The organism is Pseudalkalibacillus decolorationis, assembly GCF_024609785.1.
Lineage (GTDB): Bacteria > Bacillota > Bacilli > Bacillales > Fictibacillaceae > Pseudalkalibacillus > Pseudalkalibacillus decolorationis.
Map to the genome: position 1 here is coordinate 181,614 of NZ_JANHJQ010000003.1, position 23,745 is coordinate 205,358.

Here is a 23,745-nt window from a genome sequence, read left to right on the forward strand (position 1 = left end):
AATCAAGCAATGCACAAAAAAGTGGAAGACATCAAGTTATATATAAACGGAGAATTTATTGATGCCCATGCGTGTGCAACATTTGAAAACATTAATCCTTTTACAAATGAAGTGACGAATAAGATTGCCGAAGGACGCAGTGAAGATGTGAATAAAGCAGTAAAGGCTTCTAAAGAGGCGTTCCATAGTGAGTGGGGAACGATGAAAGTAGCCGAACGGATGGAATATATTAACCGTATTGCAGATTTGATTGATGAGGAAGTAGAAGAAATTGCAATTTTAGAATCTTTGGACACAGGTCTTCCGATTAGCCAGACGAGAAAGATGGCTGCTCGTGCGGCTGAGAACTTCCGTTTCTATGCAAGAATGGTGCAGTCGAAACTGCATGGTGAATCTTATCCGGTTGATGACGAATTCATTAACTATACGGTTTATAAACCAATGGGTGTTGTCGGGTTGATTACACCATGGAATGCACCATTTATGCTTGAAACGTGGAAGGTAGCTCCAGCGTTAGCAACCGGTAACACTGTTGTTCTGAAACCTGCTGAGCTATCACCATTAACAGCTAACAAACTGGCAGAAGTTATTGATAAGGCTGGATTACCGAATGGGGTGTTCAATGTTGTTCATGGGTTTGGTGAAACAGCTGGTGGTTCACTTGTTTCACACCCTGATGTGGAAGCGATTTCATTTACAGGTGAAACGACGACAGGTTCAACGATCATTAAAAATTCTGCGGAGACGTTAAAGAAAACATCGATGGAACTCGGAGGAAAGTCGCCTCTCATTGTATTTGATGATGCAGATATGGATCGTGCACTTGATGCAGCGGTTTGGGGAATCTTCTCCTTTAATGGAGAACGTTGTACGGCGAACTCTCGTGTATTCCTTCATAAAACTATTAAAGATCAATTTGTCGAGGTCCTAAAAGAACGAGTAACCAATATTAAAATTGGTGATCCGATGGACCCTTCGACACAACTTGGACCGCTTATTGATAAAGAACATTTCAATAAAGTTACAAATTATATCGAAATTGCAAAACAAGAAGGCTGTGAAGTTGTGCAGGGGAAAGTCCCTGAAGAAGTAAAAGCAGGTAACTTTGTACCGCCGACATTATTGTTAGATGCAAAGAATGATATGAAAGTTTGTCAAGAAGAAATCTTCGGGCCTGTAATGGCTGTTATTGAATTTGAAACAGAAGAAGAAGTCATCGCGGGAGCAAATGATGTGAAATATGGTCTTGCTGGTTATGTATGGACGAATGATATTAAGAGAGGACACAGGGTCGCACAGGCTGTAGAAGCAGGCATGCTTTGGGTCAATGCTCAAAATGTTCGTGATCTCCGCATTCCGTTTGGCGGTACAAAAGCAAGTGGGATTGGAAGAGAAGGCGGACATTATGCGATGTTTGAATTTTATACAGAACCTAAAGTAATTCATGTCGCCATAAGCGATCACCATATCCCACAATTTGGCAAGTAGAAGAGGATGTTCAAAAAGTATCCAAGAGCCCATGCACCTGCGTCTACAAGTTCATGCTTCGAAGTATGCTTTCTCGGTGCAACTCGTAGCTTTTATGCATGTACCGCTCGTCGCTCGGGTCCTCAAAACTGTCGTGCCTTGGGCTAACAGGATGTTAGTCAGTTCGACGTTGTTACAGGACGTAACGTATTTAGTCGAACTTCCTTTATAAAGCTCTGATTCGTCTACTTTTTGAACACACACTAAAATGACAACTATTTAGAGGGGGAGATTATTTTGCCGGCAAAAACAGGTCAACAGTATATGGACCGTCTAAAGAAGGCGAATAACAATATTTATATTCACGGGGAAAGAGTTAAGGATGTGACCGAACATCCTGGTTTAAAGAACGTTGTCAAATCGATGGCAGAACTATACGATGTACAACATGCAAAGGCAGACAAAATGCTCTACAATTCCCCTGCAACAGGAAATAAAGTGGGAATGACCTTTTTGCAGCCAAAAACGATCGATGATTTAGTTGCAAGACGTGAAGCGATTGTGGAATGGGCTCGTACAACAGGGGGAATGATGGGACGTTCCCCCGATTACCTTAATGCAGAGGTAATGGCAATGGGAGTATCTAATGATCTCTTCGCAGAAGCGGATCCAATGTTTGCGGAAAACGCAAAAAACTATTATGAGTATGCTCGTGAAAATGATATTAGCCTAACACATACACTTATTCATCCTCAAGTTAACCGTGGAAAAGCACAGCACGAACAAAAAGACGCAAATGTTGCTCTTCATCTCGTCGAAAAAACAAAGGATGGCATTATCGTTGATGGAATTCGTCTATTAGCGACACAAGGTGGAATAACGGATGAAATTCTTGTCTTCCCATCTACAGTCAAAAAGGCTGGAGAAGAAGATGATCCTTATTCTCTTGCATTTGCGATTCCAAACAATACTCCTGGACTCAAATTCATAAGTCGTGAATCGTTTGACTATGGTAAAAATGAATGGGATCACCCACTTTCTTCTCGATTTGAAGAAGGCGATGCTATTGTTTCGTTTGAAAATGTATTTGTCCCTTGGGATCGTGTGTTTGTATGTGGAAATTCGTCTGTCTGTAATCGGACGTTCCGGGAAACGAATGCGGTTGTTCATATGTCCCACCAAGTGGTTTCGAAAAATGTCGTGAAAACAGAGTTCCTCCTTGGAGTAGTGCTCAGTATGATGGATGCAATCGGCATTGATCAGTTCCAGCATGTCAAGGATAAGGGTACAGAAATCATGTTGACGCTCGAGACGATGCGTTCACATCTTTACAGAGCGGAACAAAACGCAAAGCTTGATCAGTGGGGAACGATGACGCCGGACTATGCTGCCCTTGATGCAGCCCGTAACTGGTTCCCAAGAATCTATCCGCGGCTAGTAGAGATTTTACGTGTGCTCGGTGCTTCAGGATTAATGGGGATTCCAACACAAGCGGATTTCCAAAATGAAGAAATCGGCGCAATTATCCATCGTGGATTGCAAGGGAAAAACCTTGAAGGATATGAACGAGTGCAGTTATTCCGCCTAGCATGGGATATGACAATGAGCGCCTTTGGTAGCCGCCAAATGCACTATGAGTATTACTTTTTCGGTGACCCGATCAAAATGGGAATGACTTATTTTGATGGGTATGAAAAAGAGTCTTACAAAGAAATGGTTCGTGACTTTCTTGGGAAAGTAAATACACCAAAACCAAATTTTGCGAAGGTGTAAAGGGGGAGTAAAGACGATGGATTTTAATATTATCCGTGCAGCAAGGTCTGTTCTTCATATCACTGATTTAGAAGCATCTCGTAACTTTTATGTTAACGCTCTCGGTTTTATTGAGACGGAAGCTGATGAAGAACACATTTATTTAAGAGGTCTTGAAGAACACAATCACCATAGCCTAGTTTTAAAAAAGAAAGATAGGCCTAATATAGAAGTCATTAGTTACAAAGTTTCTTCTGATAAAGATTTGGAAGCGTTGTCATCCTTCTATCAAGAAAAAGGATTCAAAACAAAATGGGTTGAAAAAGGTGCACAAAAGGCGATCGGACGTACGCTGCGAGTTCAAGATGTCTCTGGACTTCCTGTCGAGTATTTCGCAGAGATGGATACGGTTGAACGGTTGATTCAACGTTATGATTTATATAAGGGAGCCCGGATCCAACGGATTGATCACTTTAACTGCTCGGTTCTCGATGTTGAAAAGGCATACAATTTTTACATTAATGAACTTGGCTTTGCTTGTTCTGAGTATACTGCTACAGAGGAAGAAAGAATTTGGGCGGCCTGGTTACATCGTAAACCAAGTGTACATGATCAAGCGTTTATGAATGGAAAAGGACCTAGAGTCCATCATATCGGTTTCTGGTTACCAGATCCAATGGCACTTATTCATGCTTGTGATGTACTCGCATCGCTCGGATATGCAGATAATATTGAGAGAGGGCCTGGCCGACACGGACTTTCGAATGCATTCTTCCTTTATTTAAGAGATCCAGATGGACACCGTATTGAACTTTACAATGGAGATTATTTAACAAGTGATCCAGACTTTAAACCGATTCGATGGGATCTCAATGATCCAAGACGTCAAACATTCTGGGGCCATGAAGCACCAGACAGCTGGTTTAATGAGGCATCAACAGTCCTTGATGTTCATACTGGAGAACCCGTTAAAGTTGAAGAACCTACATTAGAACAGAGAAAGCCAACGTTTATTATTTAAATGATCCGTTTTCCAAATGAAAAAACAAGATCTACTGAATCCCACAATCCAGTAGGTCTTTCCCTTGCAATTACTAACGTAAATTATTAAACCTATAAGAGGTTGTTCAAAAAGCCTGGTAAAAATAGCTATCGAATTTCTCTGCTCTTTTTGTCCTCTTTTTTGAACATGCAATTTAATACAAATTGAAATGGAGGTGCACCAATATGGCACCAGTTGGTACAGAACCTAAGAAAAATTTATTTATTAATGGTAGTTGGATAGAAGCAAAGCAATACGTTTCTTTAACATCACCTTACGATGGGGAGGTCATTGCTGAAATTCCATCTGCTACTGAGGAAGAAGTAAATAAAGCGATCGAAACCGCATATGGAGCCCGTGAAACGATGGCGAAAATGCCTGCACACAAACGAGCATCGATTTTGGAAAATCTAGCAAACTTGTTAGAAACACGTAAAGGTGAAGCAGCCCGAATCATTGCTTTGGAAGCTGCCAAGCCGATTACGACAGCAAAAGCGGAAGTTGACCGGACAATTCAAACGTATAAGTTTGCTGCCGAAGAGGCTAAGCGAATTCATGGTGAAACAGTGCCGCTTGATGCTGCTCCGGATGGAGAGAACAGAGTAGCATTTACGATTCGGGAACCGATTGGAGTTATCGGGGCAATCACGCCATTTAATTTTCCTATGAATCTTGTTGCTCACAAAGTAGGTCCGGCGATTGCTTCAGGTAACACAATCGTGTTAAAGCCTGCCTCGCAAACACCTCTTTCCTCATTTTTCCTAGCAGAACTTTTACAAGAGGCAGGAATGCCGATTGGAGCGTTTAATGTAGTGACAGGTAGCGGAAGAAGTGTTGGAGATCAGATTGTTTCAGATGAACGTGTGGCGATGATCACGTTCACTGGAAGCCCGGCTGTTGGGATCGGAATCCGAAACAAAGCCGGTTTAAAACGTGTGACATTAGAACTTGGTTCCAATGCTGCGGCTATTATTGACGAAGGTGTGAATCTTGATAAGGTCATTTCTCGTTGTGTGGGGGGAGCTTTTGCATTCCAAGGCCAAGTTTGTATTTCCTTGCAGCGAGTTTACGTGCACGAAAATGAGTATGAAAGATTCGTAGAGAAGTTTGTAGAAACAACCAAACAATTAAACATTGGAGATCCGCTTGATCCGAAGACAGATGTTTCCGCACTTATTTCAAAAGGAGATGTAAAGCGGGCGCTTGATTGGATTGAAGAAGCGAAACAGGATGGAGCAGAAATAGTCGTTGGTGGGAACGCTGAAGGGAACATTTTACTGCCGACTGTTCTATTAAATGTCGATCCTTCACAGAAAGTATCTTGTCAGGAAGTGTTCGCTCCGATTGTATTAATTAATAAGGTTTCTTCCATTGATGAGGCCATTGATCTTGTCAATGACTCCAGATACGGTTTACAAGCAGGTGTTTACACTGGTAATGTTGCAACCGCTTTTGATGCTGTTGAAAAACTACATGTTGGCGGCGTCATCATTAATGATATTCCAACATTCCGAGTTGATAACATGCCATACGGTGGTGTAAAGGAAAGTGGATTTGGCCGAGAAGGGATCAAATATGCCGTTGAGGAAATGACAGAAATGAAATTAGCAGTTTTTAACCGTAATTAAAGGGATTACTTAAGACAAATAATTAGTAAAAATCGGAATTATAACCGCACAGGGAATTTATCAGCCTAAAAGGAGGTTTCATAATGGATGATCGTATGTTTAGAAATGCAATGGGCCAATTTGCAACAGGGGTAACCGTGATCACAACAGCGATAGACGACGAGGTACACGGAATGACGGCGAATGCCTTTATGTCAGTCTCACTGAGTCCAAAACTGATCTCAGTATCAATCGATGATAGAGCCCAAATGAAGGAAAAAATTAATCAATCAGGGAAATTTTCGGTTAGTATATTATCAGAAAAACAACAGGAAATGTCGATGTATTTCGCTGGACAAATAAAAGAAAAGCGCGACATTGATTTTAAATGGGTGAACGGTATACCGGTTCTTAAAGATTCTTTAGCTAATATCATCTGTAATGTTTACGCGTCACATCAAGCGGGTGACCATACACTCTATATCGGAGAAGTGATCGATCTACAGCTTGTAGAGGGCACACCGTTAGCGTTCTATAAAGGGAAATATGGAAAAATCGTCAGCTGAATAACAGGAAAAAGGTAAGGTGAGTGTGTTGGAAACCGTACATTTGAAACATGGAATGAATGACTTATCCTCCCATAGAGCTGGATCATGTGTAATGGCACTCGGTTTTTTTGATGGAGTTCACCTTGGTCATCAGCAGCTTATTCAAATTGCCAAAAAAATAGCCAGAAAGAATCATTTGAAATTAGCTGTCATGACTTTTTATCCCCATCCAAAAGAAGTTATAAGCCGTGGCGCAAATCGTGTTCATTACTTGTCCCCTTTACCTGCGAAACAAGAAATGTTGGCGGATATGGGGGTTGATAAACTATATGTCATGAAATTTGACCTTAACTTCTCCCAGCTTCCTCCTCAAGACTTTATCAATCAGTATATTATCGGTCTTCAATGTAAACACGTTGTTGCCGGATTTGACTTCACATTTGGATACAGAGGAGAAGGAAACATGGAGTTACTTAAAGGAGAGGGACTGGGAAAGTTTGAGGTAACAACCATTTCCAAAGTCGAACAACATCACCAAAAGATCGGTTCCACCTTGATCCGTCAATTTGTAACTTCAGGAGATGTAAACGTTGTTCCCGATTACCTAGGAGATTATTTTGAAATGATAGGAAAGGTAGATGCTATTCCTTCCCTAAAAAATAAACAAAACCCACTTCCTGTAAAAATTGAAATAGATCATAAATATATTTTCCCGAAACCTGGTGTGTATGAAATTCAAGTGGAAGTTGGGAGCCAAGCGTATGGCGGCATTTGCTCTCAAACCGTAAATTCATATGACCAGTTTGAAAGTGTAGAAGTACTACTAAGTGACTGCTATGAAAATGTCAGCGGAAAAAAGGTCAAATTAAAATGGATCAATCGTGTACATGATGAACAAAAAGTGATGGTCAATATGGAAAAGTTACAAACAGAAAAGCTAGTTATTTAACCCGAAAGTAAATGAATTTCGTTATCGATAAGGAGTGAATAGAATGAGAAAGGCGAAGATCAAGCTTCTTGGTGTGCCACGAGCGGACGAAGCTGATGTCAACCCGGCAGAGGGTACTGTGGAACTGAACAGTAAGCGTTACAGCACCAGAAGTCTGCCATTGGATGCGCCGGTATCTGGAACGATCTATGGTGCCCTTTTGAATTATAAAGGTGTACTTGATGAACTTGGCGAAGCAGTGAATGAAGCCCCTTATAAGGCAGAACCAAAAGCACCGGTCCTTTATATTAAACCGGCGAATACGATCATCGGATATGGTACACCGATTCCACTACCTGAAGATGTTCAAGAACTGGAAATCGGTGCGGCTCTTGGTGTCGTGATCGGTAATACTGCAACACGTGTAAACGAAGAACAAGCGCTAGATCATGTGGCCGGTTACACGGTTGTGAATGATGTCAGTATTCCCCACGACAGCGTGTTCCGTCCTGCTATTAGGCAAAAGGCCCGTGATGGCTTTTGTCCAGTCGGCCCATGGGTGATCGAACGTGATGCCGTGGCTGATCCAGATGCAATAGGTGTCCGTGTGTTTATAAACGATGAACTGCGGCAGGAGAACACTACTGCCAACCTAATCCGTTCTGTGGCACGTTTGATTGCCGAGGTCACGGATTTCATGACGTTGAATGCCGGAGATACGTTATTGGTCGGGGTTCCAGAAAGTGCGCCGCTTGCCAAGGCAGGCGACCGTGTCCGGATAGAAATTGATGGAGTAGGAAGCTTAGAAAACAAGGTTGTGCCTGAGCAAGAATTAGAAAGGGGGGCACATATATGAAACGAGCCCGCGTAGCATGTGGTGGTTCGGTCCATGGCGCTATAGAAGTAAACGGTCATCTTAAACTAAATGATGGTCGAATCGTGAAGGAAGATGAAGTGATTTGGCTGCCCCCGGTAGAGCCACGTACAGTGTTTGCCCTCGGTTTAAATTATGCCGATCATGCCAGTGAGCTGGCATTCAAGGCCCCAGAGGAACCGTTGATCTTCTTGAAAGGTCCGAACACATTTGTTGGTCATCGTGCCCAGACCCGTCGACCGGCAGATGTGTCATACATGCACTATGAGTGTGAACTGGCTGTCGTTATTGGTCGTCCAGCTCGTAAAGTAAAGCGTGAGGAAGCTTATGAATATGTGGCAGGATATACGGTCGCGAATGATTATGCCATCCGTGACTATCTAGAAAACTACTATCGTCCTAACCTAAGGGTGAAAAATCGCGACACCTGCACGCCAATCGGGCCGTGGCTTGTAGACTCCAAGGACGTGGGCGATCCTATGAATCTAAGCTTGCGTACCTATGTTAATGGCAAGTTGACTCAAGAAGGAACGACACAGGATATGATTTTCGATATTCCTGCTTTGATCGAGTATTTGAGCAGCTTCATGACGTTGAACGAAGGTGATCTTATCTTGACTGGTACTCCTAAAGGGACCGTCGATACAGCAGTCGGGGATGAAGTCGTCACTGAGATTGAGGGGATTGGGCGCTTAGTGAACACGATCGTGGGCGATGAAGCCTTTCCAAAACCGTGATCTAATTAGAAGTTCGTCAGCAGTTAGACAACGTAATATTTCTGTTAATGGTACTTTTTTCAGAGGTCCTCATGAATTACATAAGAGAAAGGAAGGGGTATTATGCCACATTTTATTATTGAGTACACCGATAACATCAAGGCCGAAGCCGATATCACCGGACTGCTTGAAAAACTCAGTGATGTTCTCATCTCACGCAGTGATATTTTCCCGATCGGCGGTATCCGCTTAAGAGCGATTGAACTCGAAGATTACCGAGTTGCCGACGGCGCTGAGGACGATGCATTTGTCCACGCAACTCTAAAGATAGGCACAGGCCGGAAAGAAGCTGATAAAAAAGCAGCATGTGATGAACTTTTCGAAGTAATAAAGGAACATTTTGGTGACTTATTCGAAAAACGTTACCTGGCACTGTCGATGGAGTTGGTCGAATTCAGTAACAGCACGTATAAGCACAACAATATCCATACTCGTTTTTAAACCCATTGTTAATTACAGAAGGAAAAGTGTTCACGAAGGAGGGGAAACAGTTGGACAATTTAACGTTGACAATGCTTGGTACAGGAAGTCCAAAACCAAATCTAGAACGTTCTGGGCCTGCACAAGTCATCATGATTGAGGATACACCCGTGTTAATCGATTGCGGCGAAGGGACAGTTAGACAGTTGATGAAAGCAAATATTAATCTAGCTGAAATCAACTATCTTTGTTTTACCCACTTGCATTCCGATCATATATTTGGATACGAACATTTTCTTTTAGGGGGATGGTCATTAGGGAGACGTAAACTAACGGTCATTGGACCTAAGGGGACGAAACGGTTCCACGAGAAAGTACTTGACATGTTTGAAGAAGATATTTCTTACCGAGTTCAAGCACTCGGAATTCCAAGCGATGGCTTATTGAATGTCAATATCATTGAATTGGCTGACGAAGGCGGGCATGTATTATGTGATATTCCTGCAAAAATCACGACTACCCCGGTTGTCCACAATGTCAAAACCTTTGCCTTTCGATTTGATGTCGGTTTGAAATCAATCGTTATCTCTGGTGATACAGCACCGGTCGATTCGTTGGTAGAGTTGGCTAAGGGTGCGGATGTACTCGTACAAGATGCGGCTATTACAGACTCTTCAATTAGTAAAAAAACGGAAGATGCCAACCTGAAAAACATTTGGGAGCAATTGCAAAAAGAACATTGCACACCTGCCCAGGCGGCGGAAATTGCGAAACAGGCAGGGGTTAAACAACTTATCATGACGCACTTCTTGCCGAATGTAAATGAAAAGAAAGTCTATCAAGAAGCTTCTGCGGTTTTTGATGGTGAAGTAATCGTAGGAAAAGACTTGCAGCAAGTTTCGTTAGGCAAATTTTCACCCCTATCATAAAGGAACAAGGTTCAAGAAACAACCCTATTTTTTTCGGCACCGCAGCTAGGCACAACAGGAAATCAGGGGATGATGAAATGAACATTGAAAGTTTAATGATATTTTGTTTGGTGGTGGACGAAGGGAGTATCAGCCAGGCAGCCCGATTAAGATATATTTCACAGCCAGCGGTTACAAGACAAATTCATCAATTGGAAGACCATTATTGCACTTTACTATTTGATCGAACAGACGGCAAATTGAAAGTCACCGAGGCAGGCAAAGTCCTTTACCCCTTCGCAAAAGCCATTGTCGAAGATTTCAACCGGTCAAAAGAAGCGATTCAACACGAAACAGGAAATTATGATGTCAACTTAAGAGTCGGGGCAACGTTGACAATCGGTGAATATTTGTTGCCGGGTTTATTAGGCCGGTTTAAGAAACAATTTCCTGAAATAAAACTGTCATTAAAGATTGGGAACACACCTAGTATTTTAGAAAGTTTGTCAGATGATGTCATTGATTTAGCGTTAGTCGAGGGTGTTGTAGAAAACAAAAACTTTAATGTACGAAAATTTGCAGACGACGAGTTAATTCTCGTATGCCCGGCTGATCATCCGTGGAAGGACAGAACAGAAGTTGATATTGAAGAACTGTCTTACGAACGGGTAATTTGGCGTGAAGCGATCTCTGGGACACGGATGATTGTCGAGAATGCCTTAAAAGAGTATAAAGTACTGGATAAAATTGAAAGTTATATGGAGCTTGGCAGCACACAATCGATTAAAAGCGCCGTTGAAGCAGGGCTCGGTGTAAGCATTTTACCTAGGTTGACGGTCGCCACGGAACTTAAGTACGGCGTTTTACGGGAAGTAAATATCACGGGTTTTATTTTAACAAGGGGCTTATGGATGGTACAAAAACCACGGCGCTTTCGTCGAATGGGTGTTGATCATTTCGTTGATTTTATACAAAAAGACTAGATCAATAATAAAGGGAGTGATGAGATGGACAAGCTTTCTGTTCTCATGTTAGGAACCGGAAGCCCCCGTCCTGATTTAGAGCGGGCGGGGTCGGCGCAAGTATTATTCATTGATAGCCTGCCGATTTTAATCGATTGCGGGGAGGGAACAACCGCACAACTTATGAAAGCAGGGATTGCACCTGAAAAGGTGAACCATCTTTGGTTGACCCATCTTCATTCAGACCATGTCCTCGGTTATGGACAGTTTTTGTTAGGAGGATGGGCAATGGGTCGACGAAAACTTACGGTAGTAGGTCCTGTTGGTACGAAAAAATTCCACGAAACGATTTTAGGTATGTTTAAAGAAGATATCGATTATCGAACATCCCTGGGCCGTCCATCGAATGGCGTTCTCGACGTCAATGTTATTGAGGTGGATGAAGCCGGAAAAGTGGAGTGTGATCTCCCGGCAAACGTTACAGCAGAGCATATGATCCATAATGTAACGACTTTAGCTTACCGTTTTGATGTAGGAGAAAAAGCGGTCGTCTTTTCGGGAGATACGGCGCCAACACCAAAACTCGTAGAATTAGCCAAGGGTGCTGACATCTTAATTCATGATGCATGCCTTTCAACGAATGTTACGTATAAAAACCCGTCAAATCCGGAACTACAGAAAATTTGGACAGAGCTGCAAAAGGAACATTGTACGCCGGAACAGGCTGGTGAAACGGCACGAGAAGCTGGCGTCAAGCAATTGATTTTAACACACTTCCTTCCCAACATAGATGTTGAAAAAGCCTTTTGTGAAGCAGCGGAAGTATTTGCGGGGAAAGTCATTGTCGGAAAGGACTTAGAAAAAATAGAAGTCAAATAAAACTAAGAGAACTAGTATACTTTTTTAATATAGATAACCAACAAAATAGATATTCTTTGAATACGATCGCACGTGATAAAATAGTAATTAAGAATGATATTTTAGAATATTCAATAAAATGGATCTGGCTTTTTTAGCTCTGTTTTTGAAAGCCCTTTCACAAAACAGGACGAATTTATCAGCCGGAAAATCGGGGATTCAGCTGACCTGAGGGTACGGCAAAGTCTAATCTAAAATATCTGAATACTATTTATAGTGCTAAAATTCGAACTATCAAGGGGGAGTTAATGGTGTTGGGGATGGAAGATCCAATCATTATGGTAGCCTGGATTTCAACCGTTTTGTCAGCGGTTGGATGTGTGATTTTCGGTATTAGATATTGGAATCGGGGAGGGGATGATTCTCAATGAATTTATCGGTGTTGATACCATTGGTCATCGTTTACATGCTGATCATGTCTTATTTGGCCTACTACGGATACAAAAAAACAAAAACGGAAGCAGATTACCTAGTTGGAGGACGGACTATTAATCCTGTAGTGATGGCACTGTCTTATGGTGCTACATTTATTAGTACTTCTGCGCTTGTTGGGTTTGGCGGTGTATCTTCGGTATATGGGTTCGGTCTGTTATGGTTGGCCTTTTTGAATATTGTTTTAGGAATTTTTGTCGCTTTTGCGTTATTTGGTACCCGGATCAGAAAGCTTTCCGCCGAATTAAACGTGTCTACGTTTCCATCTTTTTTAGGAGAACGATATGACTCCAAATTCATCACGGTCTTTTCAGGGATTATGATATTTGTGTTCATGCCTGCCTATACGAGCATTGTTTTAATTGGGGGCGGGCGTTTTTTGCAAGAATCATTGGCAATCGATTATAACGTCTCACTTATCCTTTTAGCGCTCATCGTTTCGATTTACGTCATCACCGGTGGCCTGAAAGCTGTTATGTATACGGACGCATTTGCCGCTATCGTGATGCTTGTTATGATGGCTATATTTGTTGTTATTACATACAACGCTGTTGGAGGCGTGGTGTCGGCACATAACAGTTTAACCGCTCTCAAAGGCCTTGTTCCCGATGCTCTCGTTGAACAGGGACACCGGGGGTGGACTTCTATGCCGGAGTTTGGATCCCCGATGTGGTGGACGTTGGTCAGTACATTGGTCATGGGTGTAGGTATTGGGGTACTAGCACAACCTCAGTTGGCGATGAGATGTATGACTGTCAAAGACAACCGTGCATTATATCGTTCTGTGTTAGTCGGTGGCATCTTTATCTTTTTTATGACGGGTGCAGTCTTTATGATCGGACCGATAAGTAATGTTTATTTTCACAACACACAGGGTGAGATCGCGATAAATATAGCAGGTGGAAATGTTGACCTCGTAATTCCGATATTGATCAATGAATTGATGCCGAACTGGTTTGTATATTTGTTTACATTAACAGCGTTATCAGCCGTTATTTCAACAGTGAGTTCATTAATTCACGTTCAGTCGACTTCCTTTAGTGAAGATATTTTAAAAAAGTTGGGGGTTCATTCTTTATTCGGTAACAAAATCAGCCTGTCCCGACTTGGTGTAATCATTGGAATGGTTGCCGCGGTTATATTGGCATATATACTACCAGGCGGGGTGATTGCCCAAGCGACATCCTTTTGGTTCGGAATTTGTGCTGCAGGGTTTTTACCTGTTTTAATCGGCGGTCTTTATTGGAAGAAATCGACAAAGGAAGCCGCGGTCGTAAGTATGATCGTTGGGTTTGCGGTTAGTATCATTGGCTTTTTGTTTTTCCATCAAAAGGAAGCTGCAGCTATTGGACTAAGTAATGCTTTATTTGGAAAAGAAACGTTGCTCAGTTTCCCAATGACACATATCAATCCGCTGATTTACGCTCTGCCGCTCTCGACACTTGTATTTATCGTCGTTAGTTTGACAAGTAAAAAAGTTGAGGTACATCAGGAAGTGAATGAAGAATCTGCTGTATAGAGGATCAAGTAAGAATAAATAACAAACGATTAGGTGACATCGATTCCAATTGATGATTATTCCATAACAAGATTTCAAGAGCCAGTGGCGCAGCTATAAAGAGTGTTTTGTAATTGGGGGTTATATCCAAATATAATTAAGACTGTAGGGCACTTACTTGTTCAGTTATGTACCTTGAAAATATTATTGAAATAATTAAAAATCCCGATTTCTCTTTATTTTACGGAGAAATCGGGATTTTTTTACACGTTAAGAAAGTATAAATAATACTTTCTATAGTATAAGTGCAACTACGGCGATCACCTACGCTAAGGCTTGTTGCTAGCCAAGTTTACTTTATTGGATTTTCACTACATAATAGAATGTCTGAAAAATCCTAGTTTTATAGGTTATTCATCCTAAGCGCTTAAAAGTGTCAGCAAACCATTAACTGCCTTAGGTAATAGCCTCGCTAAATGAAATAGTAGATACCGCTTGCCTGACTTATTCAAGGGGTCTAATTTAAGGCTTCTTTGGAAATGATTGTTATAAGGGAAAGTACGATGAAAAAGGAGGTTAATATGCGTTTTAATTCCTTTTATAAGCAAAATAAAAAAAGAACTGAAATGATAAAGACAAAACAAAAGAATCAAGAAGATTTTTCTCTCGAATTATTTACCGAACTAAATGAAAATCTTCATAATATAAAAAAGCTATTGGACGAGCCAAGTGATCTAATGATTAGGGAATTTACCATCGGAAACACGGATCATCGATGTGCAATCGTGTATATAGAAGGATTAACTGACAAATTGTTAATCGATACTAGTGTCATCAAGAATATTCAAATGGAAACAGAAGATAGTGACAAGAAATTAGCAGACAAGGCGAATGATGTGGTCGACCAATTTTATAACAAGGTTCTTTCGATAGGGAAAGTAGAGAAGGTTCTATCATTAGACCAAGTATCATACGCAATCCTTTCTGGGAATACCGCCCTCTACATTGATGGCACGGATCAAGTACTGATTATTGGAAGTAAAGGGTGGGAAAACCGGTCCATTGAAGAGCCGATCTCAGAGGCGTTAATTCGGGGACCGAGAGATGGGTTTATTGAAAACCTACAAACAAATACAGTCATGATCCGGCGACGAATACGGGATGCCAACTTGCGGTTTAAATCCTATCAAGTAGGAAGACGCTCCAAAAAAGATCTTGTTGTTGCCTATATCGACGGCATCATCAATCCTGACATTGTAAAAGAAGTAAACCGTAGACTTAAGACGATAGACTTAGACGATGCCCCGGAAACCGGCTTTATTGAGGAATGGATTGAGGATAATTTTCTATCACCATTTCCGCAATTCTCCCATACGGAAAGACCAGATAAAGCAGTCGCAGCCCTTATGCAAGGGAAAGTTGTGATTCTATTAGATGGAACTCCCTTTATATTAATGGGGCCATTAACATTCGGGGATACACTTCAATCACCAGAAGACTATTATGAACGATGGATCGTAGGATCGTTACTCCGTATGCTGCGATACCTCGGGGCATTTATTGCAGTATTTTTACCTGCCTTATACATTGCGCTTGTTTCTTTTCATCCGGGGATGATTCCGTCTAAGTTAGCGTTCTCTATCGCCGCGAGTAGGGAAGGTGTTCCTTTTCCCGCTTTTATAGAGGCATTTCTAATGGAAATAACGATGGAATTATTACGAGAAGCCGGTATACGTTTGCCTAAACCGATTGGGCAAACGATTGGAATCGTAGGAGGACTGGTTATTGGTGAAGCTGCCGTTGCTGCCGGATTTGTGAGTCCCATTATGGTTATTGTCGTCGCGATTACAGCCGTCTCCTCTTTTTCAATGCCCTCATATAGCACAGCTCTTGCTTTTCGAATGATCCGATTTGCTTTTATGGGTGCAGCAGCTCTTTTTGGACTTTATGGAATTATCCTGGCCTATATTGCCGTAAATATCCATCTCGTCAATTTAAGGAGTTTAGGTTTTCCTTATACCACTCCCTTTGCTCCTAGCTTTTTACGGGATTGGAGAGACCTTGTTATTCGCTCACCAATTACCACGCTTACAAAACGTCCTAAATATATGCAGACGGATGATGAAGAACGAATGGGAAATAAGAAAGGAGGGCAATGATCATGAAGTCGTTTGAATATGGAGACGAAGAGATCGGAGAAATCGAAATCTTTTTTATTGTGGCTTCCTTTATGATTGCTGTCGGGGTTTTGACCCTTCCACGCTTATTAGCCGAATCAACGCAATTTTCTGATGGTTGGGTTTCTCTGGTGATTGCCGGGATTATTTCAATTTCTTTTATATGGGTCACTGCAAAGTTGGCGTCCCGTTTTCCGAATCAGACCTTTTTTACTTACGCTTCCTTGATTTGTTCAAAACCCGTAGCTGCAGTATTTACTATAGGTATAGCGATTTATTTTGTTGCCCTTACTGCGTATGAAACGAGAGTCCTTGCAGTTATTACAAAACAATATTTGTTTGATCAGACCCCGTTAGAAGTAATTGCGTTGCTGTTCCTATTGGTTGTGGTCTATGCGGTATCAGGTACTCGCGTCGGGGTTATACGGTTAAATATATTGTTTTTGCCGATCATTCTTGTTATTGCCGTACTATTAATGTTATTGAATATCCAATATTTTGAAGTGAAAAACCTTACCCCCGCTTTCACCACGAGCTGGGCAGGGTATTGGAAGGGAACGACCGAAAGTTTTTTTTCTATAAGTGGTTTCGCGGGTCTTTTATTTTATATGAAGTTCGTAAACCGGCCAAAAAAGGCACCGAAGTATGCCATGTTTGGCGTGTGCGTTCCGTTAGGGCTATATCTTCTTTTATATGTGATGGCCATAGGTGTTTTCAATACAGAAACAACGGCTACACTTGTATATCCTACCGTTGAGCTAGCCAAAGAAGCGGAAATACCCGGAGGTTTTTTAGAGCGTTTTGAGTCGTTATTTCTCACGATATGGATTATGGCGATTTTTAATACGACGTCGCTCGCGTACGATGTGTCGTTGATGGCTTTTTGTTCCGTTTTTGGGAAGGTTAAAAAAACGACGTTTATTTTTGTTCTAACGCCAATTATTTACCTGGTCGCTATGTTCCCGGAAGATGTTGGAGAGGTAGAATTAATGGCAAAATTCCTGAATTATCCTATTTTGATAATTTCCATTATTATTCCGGTAACTCTCCTTTTACTAGCTAAACTCAGGGGGATCAAAGGGAATGGTTAAAAAACTGACTTCACTATTGATTTTAGGGGTGCTCTCCTTTTTCCTTACAGGGTGTTGGGATCAAGTGGAAATCGAAGATCGAGGCTTTATTGTCGGGGTCGCGATGGATTTAGTAGAAGAGACAGATGATGAGTCAGACAAGCCGGAAGGGAAATATCGGTATAAAGGAACCTATCAATTTGTCGTTCCGGCTGGATTATCACAAAATGGTTCAGGCCCAAGCGGTGGGGGCGGTTCTGAAAAAGCGTATGAGAATGTATCCTCCACAAGTGACAGTTTATTGGAACAAGCACGTAATTTGGCAGTAAAAATGAGCCGACCACCATTTGCCCAACATTTGCAATTGCTTATTGTTTCGGAAGAAGTTGCCAAAGAACCCCGATCTTTCAGGAACATTATGGATCTTTTTATACGGGATAATGAAATGCGTAGGGGGATCATTGTTATGATCGCGGAAGGTGAAGCAGGTTCTATTTTGGATGCTCAATCAAAGAACGAAAGTCTGCCGGCTATACATCTGAGTGACATTGCTGAAAATACGATAAAAAATTCGGAAATGCTTTCGAAAGTGCGGCTTGGTTTCGTTCATGAACGTTTGGTTGATCAAACAAGTTTTGTCATTCCGAAAGTAACAATGGAAGGTCAACATGTCAACATGACTGGAGCGGCTGTTTTTCAAGGATACAACGATCAAATGATTGACTTTATTAATGGGGATACCACAGAAGGTCTAAATTTTATAACAGGAGAATATAAAGGTGGGTTAATTAAAACGAAAGTCGAAGATGAATTAGTCGTATATGACATTAGAAATGCTAGTCGTAAGATACGTGTTGACGTAAGGAACAAGGAAAGTATCCATTTTAATATCGTGATTGAAACAGAAGGTATAATCGGGGAGTCATTTAAATCTCTCGACTATGCAAATCCAACGGTGTTATCAAAAGTGGAAGAAACGGTTGAAAAAGAGATTAAAAGGAAAGTATTGGAGACAATTAACACCTTTCAAAAAGATTTACAAGTGGATGCTCTTGGGCTAGGCGGTTACCTTCAAAGTGAAGATTATAAGACATGGAAACAGATTAAACAGAATTGGGATCGCGGGGTAAATTATTTTTCAAAAAGCACCATTCATGTTCAAGTTAAGTCCATTGTCCGAAGTTCGGGAGCAGTTTTTGAAAGTCAAAAATAATAGAAAGAGTTGTGAATGTCATGTGGGAAAGAATACTAGGTAGATTTCCTAGCAATTTAATTATCTATTCGACTGTAGCGTCCTTCTTAATTCCAATGGGTGTGTATAAAATAAAACAAAAACTGCACAATTACGCGGATCCTCCATGGAAGAAAAATCAAGGAGATAAATGAGTGAGTTTTGTTAAACAAAAGACAATATTCTCCTTAAGAAAGAAAAAAGATCCGGAAAACCGGATCTTTTTACTGTACATATTCTGCAACAATGCGAGCAATTAAGGTCCGAGGAAGAAGAACAGGTAAGCAGCTTCCTTCCGCGGCATCTTTTTTATGTCTTTCGTTATACCCCATACAATCGAGGACGATCAGTTCCGCTCCTGCATTTTTTAACTTTCTAGCGGCTCCCTTTACATCACTGGTTTCATAAGGAGATACGACTTCTACATAAAGTTCTAGTCCAGAGCTTTGCCACTTTTGAGTTAATGTATCTCTTTGTTCTTCTAACGGAACAATTAACCCAAGTTTTCCTTTACTTAACATGGCTTGTACTGTATGATTTAAAATCTTATCAGGATAGATTAATGGCTTTTTATTGTGAATCGTTGGAAAGTCTCCAGTACAAAGCATAATAACTGTGGAAACTTGCTCTTCCAATTTGTTTAATTCCTCTTGTAATAAGGGTAAAAGCTTTGTTTTTCCGATTTTAACAGATTGACCATTTCTCAACTTCGAAATATACGTCGTGTCGTGATCATCCGGTGTAATCGAATATAGTTCATCATCACCGATTCGATCGAGGCCTCCAGCTTCTATAATTCCAACTGAGCTCCCTAAAATACGTCGAATAGAAGGTGTGACATCTTCCCGTGGTGATTGCCCAATTGTCAATACACCCACTGATTTTTCTGTCATGCTGAAGTACTTCCCAATGTTTGTAGTTTCTTCATTGAGCCGTATAAGTTCACAAGGTGATTAAACTCTGATGAATCATAAAATTCAATTTCGCCTCTTGTAAATTCTTTTGCAACTTCAATACTAAAACGAACAGCTTGGGCCACATCTACCTCATGGCTTGCACCTGTACCACATCCTGGGACTGCAGTTTTGGTGGTTATAGCAAGTCCAATCACTGGAGCATTTGTAGCAACGGCTGGCTGTAAAATACTATTGATATGGTATACGTCGTTTCCGTATGGCGTAATATCTTGAGTTGTTACAGCAAAGGTAACTGGTAAATCCCCCGTAGACATTTCCATGATTTGTATTAGATCATCGGAGAATTTTAATACATACCCTTCTTTTACAGTTGGTGAAAGGGCAATGCCACGATGGTTAAATACTTTGTTTCCTTTTGTTGTATCAATTGATAAGACAGCTTCCATCTCGGGTAAGACTTCATACTGGTTCATAGTAAGAATATCAACAGGTGAACCCATAAAATCAACTGGTTCATGAGGTTGTGTTGGAGCATTCGGACAAATGTGTGTCGTGATATACACATCTCCTGGTAATCGATCACCTTTTTTAGCCATAAGTCCAAGCTTTAATGCAATTGTTACAGCGGCTGCCGCTCCGTCACCATCTGAAACAAATCCAATCCGAGAAGGCCTTGCCCCAAGCCCTCCTAATCGTCCAACAATCCCTAAAGAAGGAGCATTTCCTCCTGCCAATTTTCCTTCGGATCCTTTTACCACGATTTTAACAAAATCTGTAGATCCGCAATCACCAGTTACTGTCTGATAAGACGCTTCAACATGTGATAATTCTGTAAAAAGGTCCGTTACCATCTTTCCATTTGCCATTGGATCATCTAGCATTTCCATTACTTTCATCGTATATTTCAAAGACATTGTTGATTACTCTCCTTCAAATAATATTTTTTTGAATAATAGGTTCAACTGCTTTTAATAACGTTTCATTAAACATCGTTGAACTTAATTTCAGGTTTTCTTTAGGTACTGAAAGAACGGCGATACTCTGTCCCTCTTGAATTTCTGCACTTACTCGAGGGAGCCCAGTTTTTGTATCAAACGTCATGATGAGATCAGGGAATGTGCCTTTTCGCTCACCATTCATTTCAGCTGTCATATATTCATTCCAAAAGGTAAGCTCTAAATCGTCAATCCTCACATTACCAACATCAAATCCACCTGTTTGATTCATTTCAAAATGACTTACTGTTCCAGAATGAATGACACGACCTTTCAAAAATGATGCAACTGCTTCAATTCTATCTGGACCCTCAGGTATTGAAAGAAATACATCGCCGAGCTCTATCGCTTGTGTAATACCTCCAACTGCAGCATGGTCTTTTACATAACTCATTGTTACTGGATTTCTGCAAACTGCAACCATTCCTCCAGCCTCAACGGACATAAAGCGAACAGCATTGGATGATTTGTCAAGGGTAGCTGAAACGAATCCCTCAACTTTCTTTTCTGCTTTTCCACCTGAATAGGACTGTATTGACTGGTATCCGTCCATTTCAGATAAATTTAAAGATCCCATTGAACCGGTCGGGTGTGCTCTTCCATTACATGGAGCATCAAGAACCGGTAAACCAGTACCTGCAGATTGTGACCAACCATTTATCGTTGTAAATGCTCCATTTTCATTCGTCATAATTGCTTTGATTGGATGTGGAAATTCCTTTTGCATTCGTTGAACGGTGTCCACGAGTTGTTTTGAATCAACATATTGCTCTTTTGCTGAAGGTGCACCTACCAGAGATACGCACACAACATAATCATTATCCTGCAATTCATCAATCGTAATCAAAGTAGGCGAGCCAACTTCAAAGGTAGATTCTGTTTTTTGAAGGCCGTCTTGAATCCAGCCTCCACCTCCACCTCCTAAAATACAACCACCATATACTGCTTTTATTGCATCATCTTTTGTCAATATTTTTTTTGTCATTACCTCACCTCATCAACGAGCTTTCCAAATAGATGAAAAGAAACTATACAACGCATCACCCGCAATAAATCCTGCTGCAGTTGTGTACATTGTATTCTCCGCTTCTGGTCCGCGAATTTTCAAGACCAAAGATCGGATTAATACCCCTATAATTACTGCCCAGCCTGCCATTGGCATTGCAATTAAAACCAGTAGCAAATAAAATCCCCATTTGGCGCTTCGGACCGCCTATTAATTGAAAAATGGCTCCAGGTATTGCCCATAAGAATATCAACATCGCAACGTTCCCTGTTAAGCCGGCTTCAATTGTTGCAGCATATACGCGATCAACTGGCGGTACTAAATCTCGAGCGAAAAATGACTCTGCGAACATTGCAGTCATTGCTACAGCTACTCCAAAACCAATCATTGCACTCTTAAATTGCTGACGGCGTCCAAATAGTTCTTGTGCGTTTGGAACACCCTTACGAATAAGGACTCCTGCCTTGAAATCAAAACCTAAGTCTGCAAATGCAGGACCGGTAGCTGCTGTATAGCCCGTTAATAAAGCTAGGGCGACAGGAGGGAACCCTATCAACATCCCAATTAAAAGCGAGATTAACGTAACAGCAAATGCAGGGAACCAACCTGAGTGCATCGCCGCAATTCCAACAATAATTTCACTTACAACCGCTGCAAAAGCAGCAAATAATACAAATAAAAGCACTTGCCAGAAAGGCATATTAGAAAGAATTCCGCCCATTACAGCAACGATTGCAGCTCCTCCTATATAAAGAAGGAAGCCAAGACCAAATCCTCTTTTAACATCCTGATCGTTTCGTGTGAATTCATGGTCTGTATCCACTTTCGTATCCTTTTTGGGACGAGAATTAACATAAGAAAAGATAAATTGGAACAATGCCACAACCCCTGCACCAATCATTATTCCGTGTGGGATATAATACTCATTTATGTCCACACCGAACAATTGGACAGAATATCCTCTTAATAACAGTCCTATTCCAAACATGGTAAGTGCCCATATGTTACCGATAAAGGCAACACCAAATGCTGACATTGGAAAACCAAAATGAGATCCGAAAATTCCACCTAAAATACCGAGTCCTAGGTATTTAGCTTTCGACCCACCCTCATCACCAGCTTTTATAGCTTCAGCTGTGGCAACTCCTGGAGGCCATGTCTCATCTGCACCAAAAAATTTCGAGTCAAATACTTTATATAAAATAAATGCATCTATAAATAATGCGATAGCTGAACCGATTAACATCGGAATAATTAACTCTGGCATCCCTAAAACATAAGGTAATCCAATTGGAATTAAGATACTATTTGCCGCCCCAAAGGTTGCAGCAGAAATAGATGTTTGAATTAAGTTTTGATTTTCTAATGATTTGTATTTATAGAACATCTGCATAGGAATACGTGCGATTAGCATGGCAATTAAAGCACCAATGATCGACGTATTCGGTGTAATTCCTAGAGATGTAATTAGTTGTAATCCTACAATTGCGCCAAAAACAGAAATGATAATTGAAAATAGAATAAAGGGTATGTCAAAGGTTTTTTGTTTCATTGGTAGCCTCCTTCCTGTCCAATTAATTGGTAAGCAATTGCTTGCGCCTCAATTAAGTCCACTATGGGTACCGTTAAATATTGAACAAAATAATCTTTTAAACCAATTGTTGAAAATCCAGTACAAGCAAATAAAATAACGTCTGCACCTGAATCGATTAAACCTCTCGCTACGTTTATTAATTCTTCTTTTGCATCTTCTGCAAATAAATCTGTTGTTTTCCTTAACTTTTTAGAAAATGCATAGGAATGATAGTGTTCACCTAATTCTTTTATAATTTTGCCTGGCGACTCTTCTGTAATTCCTATGACCCCGACTTTTCTTCCAGCCATACAAGCTGTGTGGGCGCCACACAATCCAGCACCTAATACAGGAATGCTGACAGCTGCTCTGCATTCTTCTATTGCAGGGTCTGCTGCACAACTAATTGTGATTGCATCAACATTTAATTCTTCTTCCATCCATTTTGCCAGCTTGATGATCTGGGGATTTGCTTCCTGCTCAGATTCGTCATTATATATTCCATTTGGCTGATTCGGTATACAATGAGTTATTGAAGAAACCCTAGCAAATTCATGCATTTTCTTCCCATGTTCCAGAAGTACATTTTCATCTGCTGTTGTTAAAACTCGTAGAATACCTAACATATTAGCCCCCCTTTTTTA

The 23,745-nt window shown here is 41.0% G+C and carries 22 protein-coding genes and 1 pseudogene; 17 read left to right on the plus strand and 6 right to left on the minus strand.

What is annotated here, in order from left to right; all coding sequences use genetic code 11:
• The first annotated feature begins 9 nt into the window (after positions 1-9).
• The 17 genes from hpaE to NON16_RS04565 all read left to right on the plus strand — a co-directional run bounded on the left by hpaE (position 10) and on the right by NON16_RS04565 (position 18,592).
• A complete protein-coding gene (gene hpaE / locus NON16_RS04485; RefSeq protein WP_257347483.1) occupies positions 10-1,488 on the plus strand; it encodes a 5-carboxymethyl-2-hydroxymuconate semialdehyde dehydrogenase in 1,479 nt (492 codons plus the stop codon).
• Positions 1,489-1,764: 276 nt separating this feature from the next.
• A complete protein-coding gene (hpaB, locus tag NON16_RS04490) occupies positions 1,765-3,240 on the plus strand; it encodes a 4-hydroxyphenylacetate 3-monooxygenase, oxygenase component (RefSeq protein WP_257347403.1) in 1,476 nt (491 codons plus the stop codon).
• A 16-nt stretch (positions 3,241-3,256) separates the two neighbouring features.
• Entirely contained in the window at positions 3,257-4,240 is a 984-nt protein-coding gene (gene hpaD / locus NON16_RS04495; protein WP_257347404.1) for a 3,4-dihydroxyphenylacetate 2,3-dioxygenase, read from the plus strand.
• Between the two features lie 206 nt (positions 4,241-4,446).
• A complete protein-coding gene (locus NON16_RS04500) occupies positions 4,447-5,889 on the plus strand; it encodes an aldehyde dehydrogenase family protein (RefSeq protein ID WP_257347405.1) in 1,443 nt (480 codons plus the stop codon).
• Positions 5,890-5,972: 83 nt separating this feature from the next.
• Positions 5,973-6,434: a flavin reductase family protein gene (locus NON16_RS04505; protein ID WP_257347406.1), complete on the plus strand. Its 462-nt coding sequence runs from the start codon at positions 5,973-5,975 to the stop codon at positions 6,432-6,434.
• A 28-nt stretch (positions 6,435-6,462) separates the two neighbouring features.
• The gene (locus tag NON16_RS04510) at positions 6,463-7,365 is read left to right on the plus strand and encodes a riboflavin kinase (RefSeq protein ID WP_257347407.1); all 903 of its coding nucleotides are present in this window, start codon (positions 6,463-6,465) and stop codon (positions 7,363-7,365) included.
• Positions 7,366-7,408: 43 nt separating this feature from the next.
• Positions 7,409-8,200, plus strand: a complete 792-nt coding sequence (locus NON16_RS04515; protein WP_257347408.1) for a fumarylacetoacetate hydrolase family protein — start codon at positions 7,409-7,411, stop codon at positions 8,198-8,200.
• On the plus strand, positions 8,197-8,955 hold the full coding sequence (locus NON16_RS04520; RefSeq protein ID WP_257347409.1) for a fumarylacetoacetate hydrolase family protein: 759 nt from the start codon (positions 8,197-8,199) through the stop codon (positions 8,953-8,955). The genes NON16_RS04515 and NON16_RS04520 overlap by 4 nt, the downstream gene beginning before the upstream one ends.
• 102 nt (positions 8,956-9,057) lie before the next feature.
• A complete protein-coding gene (locus tag NON16_RS04525; RefSeq protein WP_257347410.1) occupies positions 9,058-9,435 on the plus strand; it encodes a 5-carboxymethyl-2-hydroxymuconate Delta-isomerase in 378 nt (125 codons plus the stop codon).
• Between the two features lie 50 nt (positions 9,436-9,485).
• Positions 9,486-10,343, plus strand: a complete 858-nt coding sequence (locus NON16_RS04530; protein ID WP_257347411.1) for an MBL fold metallo-hydrolase — start codon at positions 9,486-9,488, stop codon at positions 10,341-10,343.
• Between the two features lie 77 nt (positions 10,344-10,420).
• Positions 10,421-11,305 (plus strand): LysR family transcriptional regulator, encoded by an 885-nt coding sequence (locus NON16_RS04535; protein ID WP_257347412.1) that lies wholly within the window; start codon positions 10,421-10,423, stop codon positions 11,303-11,305.
• A 24-nt stretch (positions 11,306-11,329) separates the two neighbouring features.
• Positions 11,330-12,163 (plus strand): MBL fold metallo-hydrolase, encoded by an 834-nt coding sequence (locus NON16_RS04540; RefSeq protein ID WP_257347413.1) that lies wholly within the window; start codon positions 11,330-11,332, stop codon positions 12,161-12,163.
• A gap of 287 nt (positions 12,164-12,450) precedes the next feature.
• The gene (locus NON16_RS04545; protein WP_257347414.1) at positions 12,451-12,573 is read left to right on the plus strand and encodes a symporter small accessory protein; all 123 of its coding nucleotides are present in this window, start codon (positions 12,451-12,453) and stop codon (positions 12,571-12,573) included.
• Positions 12,570-14,153, plus strand: a complete 1,584-nt coding sequence (locus tag NON16_RS04550; RefSeq protein ID WP_257347415.1) for a sodium:solute symporter family protein — start codon at positions 12,570-12,572, stop codon at positions 14,151-14,153. The genes NON16_RS04545 and NON16_RS04550 overlap by 4 nt, the downstream gene beginning before the upstream one ends.
• 560 nt (positions 14,154-14,713) lie before the next feature.
• Positions 14,714-16,291: a spore germination protein gene (locus NON16_RS04555; RefSeq protein WP_257347416.1), complete on the plus strand. Its 1,578-nt coding sequence runs from the start codon at positions 14,714-14,716 to the stop codon at positions 16,289-16,291.
• 2 nt (positions 16,292-16,293) lie between these two features.
• On the plus strand, positions 16,294-17,400 hold the full coding sequence (locus NON16_RS04560) for a GerAB/ArcD/ProY family transporter (protein WP_257347417.1): 1,107 nt from the start codon (positions 16,294-16,296) through the stop codon (positions 17,398-17,400).
• Positions 17,393-18,592: a Ger(x)C family spore germination protein gene (locus NON16_RS04565; RefSeq protein ID WP_257347418.1), complete on the plus strand. Its 1,200-nt coding sequence runs from the start codon at positions 17,393-17,395 to the stop codon at positions 18,590-18,592. Before NON16_RS04560 ends, NON16_RS04565 begins: the two co-directional genes overlap by 8 nt.
• Positions 18,593-18,834: 242 nt before the next feature.
• Here the strand turns inward: NON16_RS04565 and NON16_RS04570 are convergent, their stop codons facing one another.
• The 6 genes and pseudogenes from NON16_RS04570 to NON16_RS04590 form a co-directional block, all read right to left on the minus strand.
• Positions 18,835-19,503 (minus strand): AroM family protein, encoded by a 669-nt coding sequence (locus NON16_RS04570; RefSeq protein WP_257347419.1) that lies wholly within the window; start codon positions 19,501-19,503, stop codon positions 18,835-18,837.
• Positions 19,500-20,441 (minus strand): DUF1177 domain-containing protein, encoded by a 942-nt coding sequence (locus NON16_RS04575; protein WP_257347420.1) that lies wholly within the window; start codon positions 20,439-20,441, stop codon positions 19,500-19,502. Before NON16_RS04575 ends, NON16_RS04570 begins: the two co-directional genes overlap by 4 nt.
• 16 nt (positions 20,442-20,457) lie before the next feature.
• Positions 20,458-21,507 carry an S-methyl thiohydantoin desulfurase family protein gene (locus NON16_RS04580; protein ID WP_257347421.1) on the minus strand — a complete coding sequence of 350 codons (1,050 nt, stop codon included), beginning with the start codon at positions 21,505-21,507 and terminating at the stop codon, positions 20,458-20,460.
• 12 nt (positions 21,508-21,519) lie between these two features.
• Positions 21,520-21,684: an OPT/YSL family transporter gene (locus NON16_RS25440; RefSeq protein ID WP_308216584.1), complete on the minus strand. Its 165-nt coding sequence runs from the start codon at positions 21,682-21,684 to the stop codon at positions 21,520-21,522.
• 58 nt (positions 21,685-21,742) lie between these two features.
• Positions 21,743-23,080 (minus strand): annotated as a pseudogene (locus tag NON16_RS04585) (OPT/YSL family transporter); the annotation flags it as partial.
• Positions 23,077-23,727, minus strand: coding sequence for an aspartate/glutamate racemase family protein (locus NON16_RS04590; protein WP_257347422.1), 651 nt, complete (start codon positions 23,725-23,727; stop codon positions 23,077-23,079). The gene NON16_RS04590 and the pseudogene NON16_RS04585, both read right to left, overlap by 4 nt.
• Positions 23,728-23,745: the final 18 nt, after the last annotated feature.

Excerpts from the sequence above, each read along its gene's own strand:
- hpaD (WP_257347404.1), top strand. The coding sequence starts at position 3,257 with ATGGATTTTAATATTATCCGTGCAGCAAGGTCTGTTCTTCATATCACT.
- NON16_RS04570 (WP_257347419.1), bottom strand. The coding sequence starts at position 19,503 with ATGACAGAAAAATCAGTGGGTGTATTGACAATTGGGCAATCACCACGG.
- NON16_RS04555 (WP_257347416.1), top strand. The coding sequence starts at position 14,714 with ATGCGTTTTAATTCCTTTTATAAGCAAAATAAAAAAAGAACTGAAATG.
- NON16_RS04520 (WP_257347409.1), top strand. The coding sequence starts at position 8,197 with ATGAAACGAGCCCGCGTAGCATGTGGTGGTTCGGTCCATGGCGCTATA.
- NON16_RS04515 (WP_257347408.1), top strand. The coding sequence starts at position 7,409 with ATGAGAAAGGCGAAGATCAAGCTTCTTGGTGTGCCACGAGCGGACGAA.
- hpaE (WP_257347483.1), top strand. The coding sequence starts at position 10 with ATGCACAAAAAAGTGGAAGACATCAAGTTATATATAAACGGAGAATTT.
- NON16_RS04575 (WP_257347420.1), bottom strand. The coding sequence starts at position 20,441 with ATGTCTTTGAAATATACGATGAAAGTAATGGAAATGCTAGATGATCCA.
- NON16_RS04580 (WP_257347421.1), bottom strand. The coding sequence starts at position 21,507 with ATGACAAAAAAAATATTGACAAAAGATGATGCAATAAAAGCAGTATAT.
- NON16_RS04550 (WP_257347415.1), top strand. The coding sequence starts at position 12,570 with ATGAATTTATCGGTGTTGATACCATTGGTCATCGTTTACATGCTGATC.
- NON16_RS04565 (WP_257347418.1), top strand. The coding sequence starts at position 17,393 with ATGGTTAAAAAACTGACTTCACTATTGATTTTAGGGGTGCTCTCCTTT.
- NON16_RS04545 (WP_257347414.1), top strand. The coding sequence starts at position 12,451 with ATGGTGTTGGGGATGGAAGATCCAATCATTATGGTAGCCTGGATTTCA.
- NON16_RS04525 (WP_257347410.1), top strand. The coding sequence starts at position 9,058 with ATGCCACATTTTATTATTGAGTACACCGATAACATCAAGGCCGAAGCC.
- NON16_RS04500 (WP_257347405.1), top strand. The coding sequence starts at position 4,447 with ATGGCACCAGTTGGTACAGAACCTAAGAAAAATTTATTTATTAATGGT.
- NON16_RS04590 (WP_257347422.1), bottom strand. The coding sequence starts at position 23,727 with ATGTTAGGTATTCTACGAGTTTTAACAACAGCAGATGAAAATGTACTT.
- NON16_RS04505 (WP_257347406.1), top strand. The coding sequence starts at position 5,973 with ATGGATGATCGTATGTTTAGAAATGCAATGGGCCAATTTGCAACAGGG.
- NON16_RS04540 (WP_257347413.1), top strand. The coding sequence starts at position 11,330 with ATGGACAAGCTTTCTGTTCTCATGTTAGGAACCGGAAGCCCCCGTCCT.
- NON16_RS04560 (WP_257347417.1), top strand. The coding sequence starts at position 16,294 with ATGAAGTCGTTTGAATATGGAGACGAAGAGATCGGAGAAATCGAAATC.
- NON16_RS25440 (WP_308216584.1), bottom strand. The coding sequence starts at position 21,684 with ATGCCAATGGCAGGCTGGGCAGTAATTATAGGGGTATTAATCCGATCT.
- NON16_RS04535 (WP_257347412.1), top strand. The coding sequence starts at position 10,421 with ATGAACATTGAAAGTTTAATGATATTTTGTTTGGTGGTGGACGAAGGG.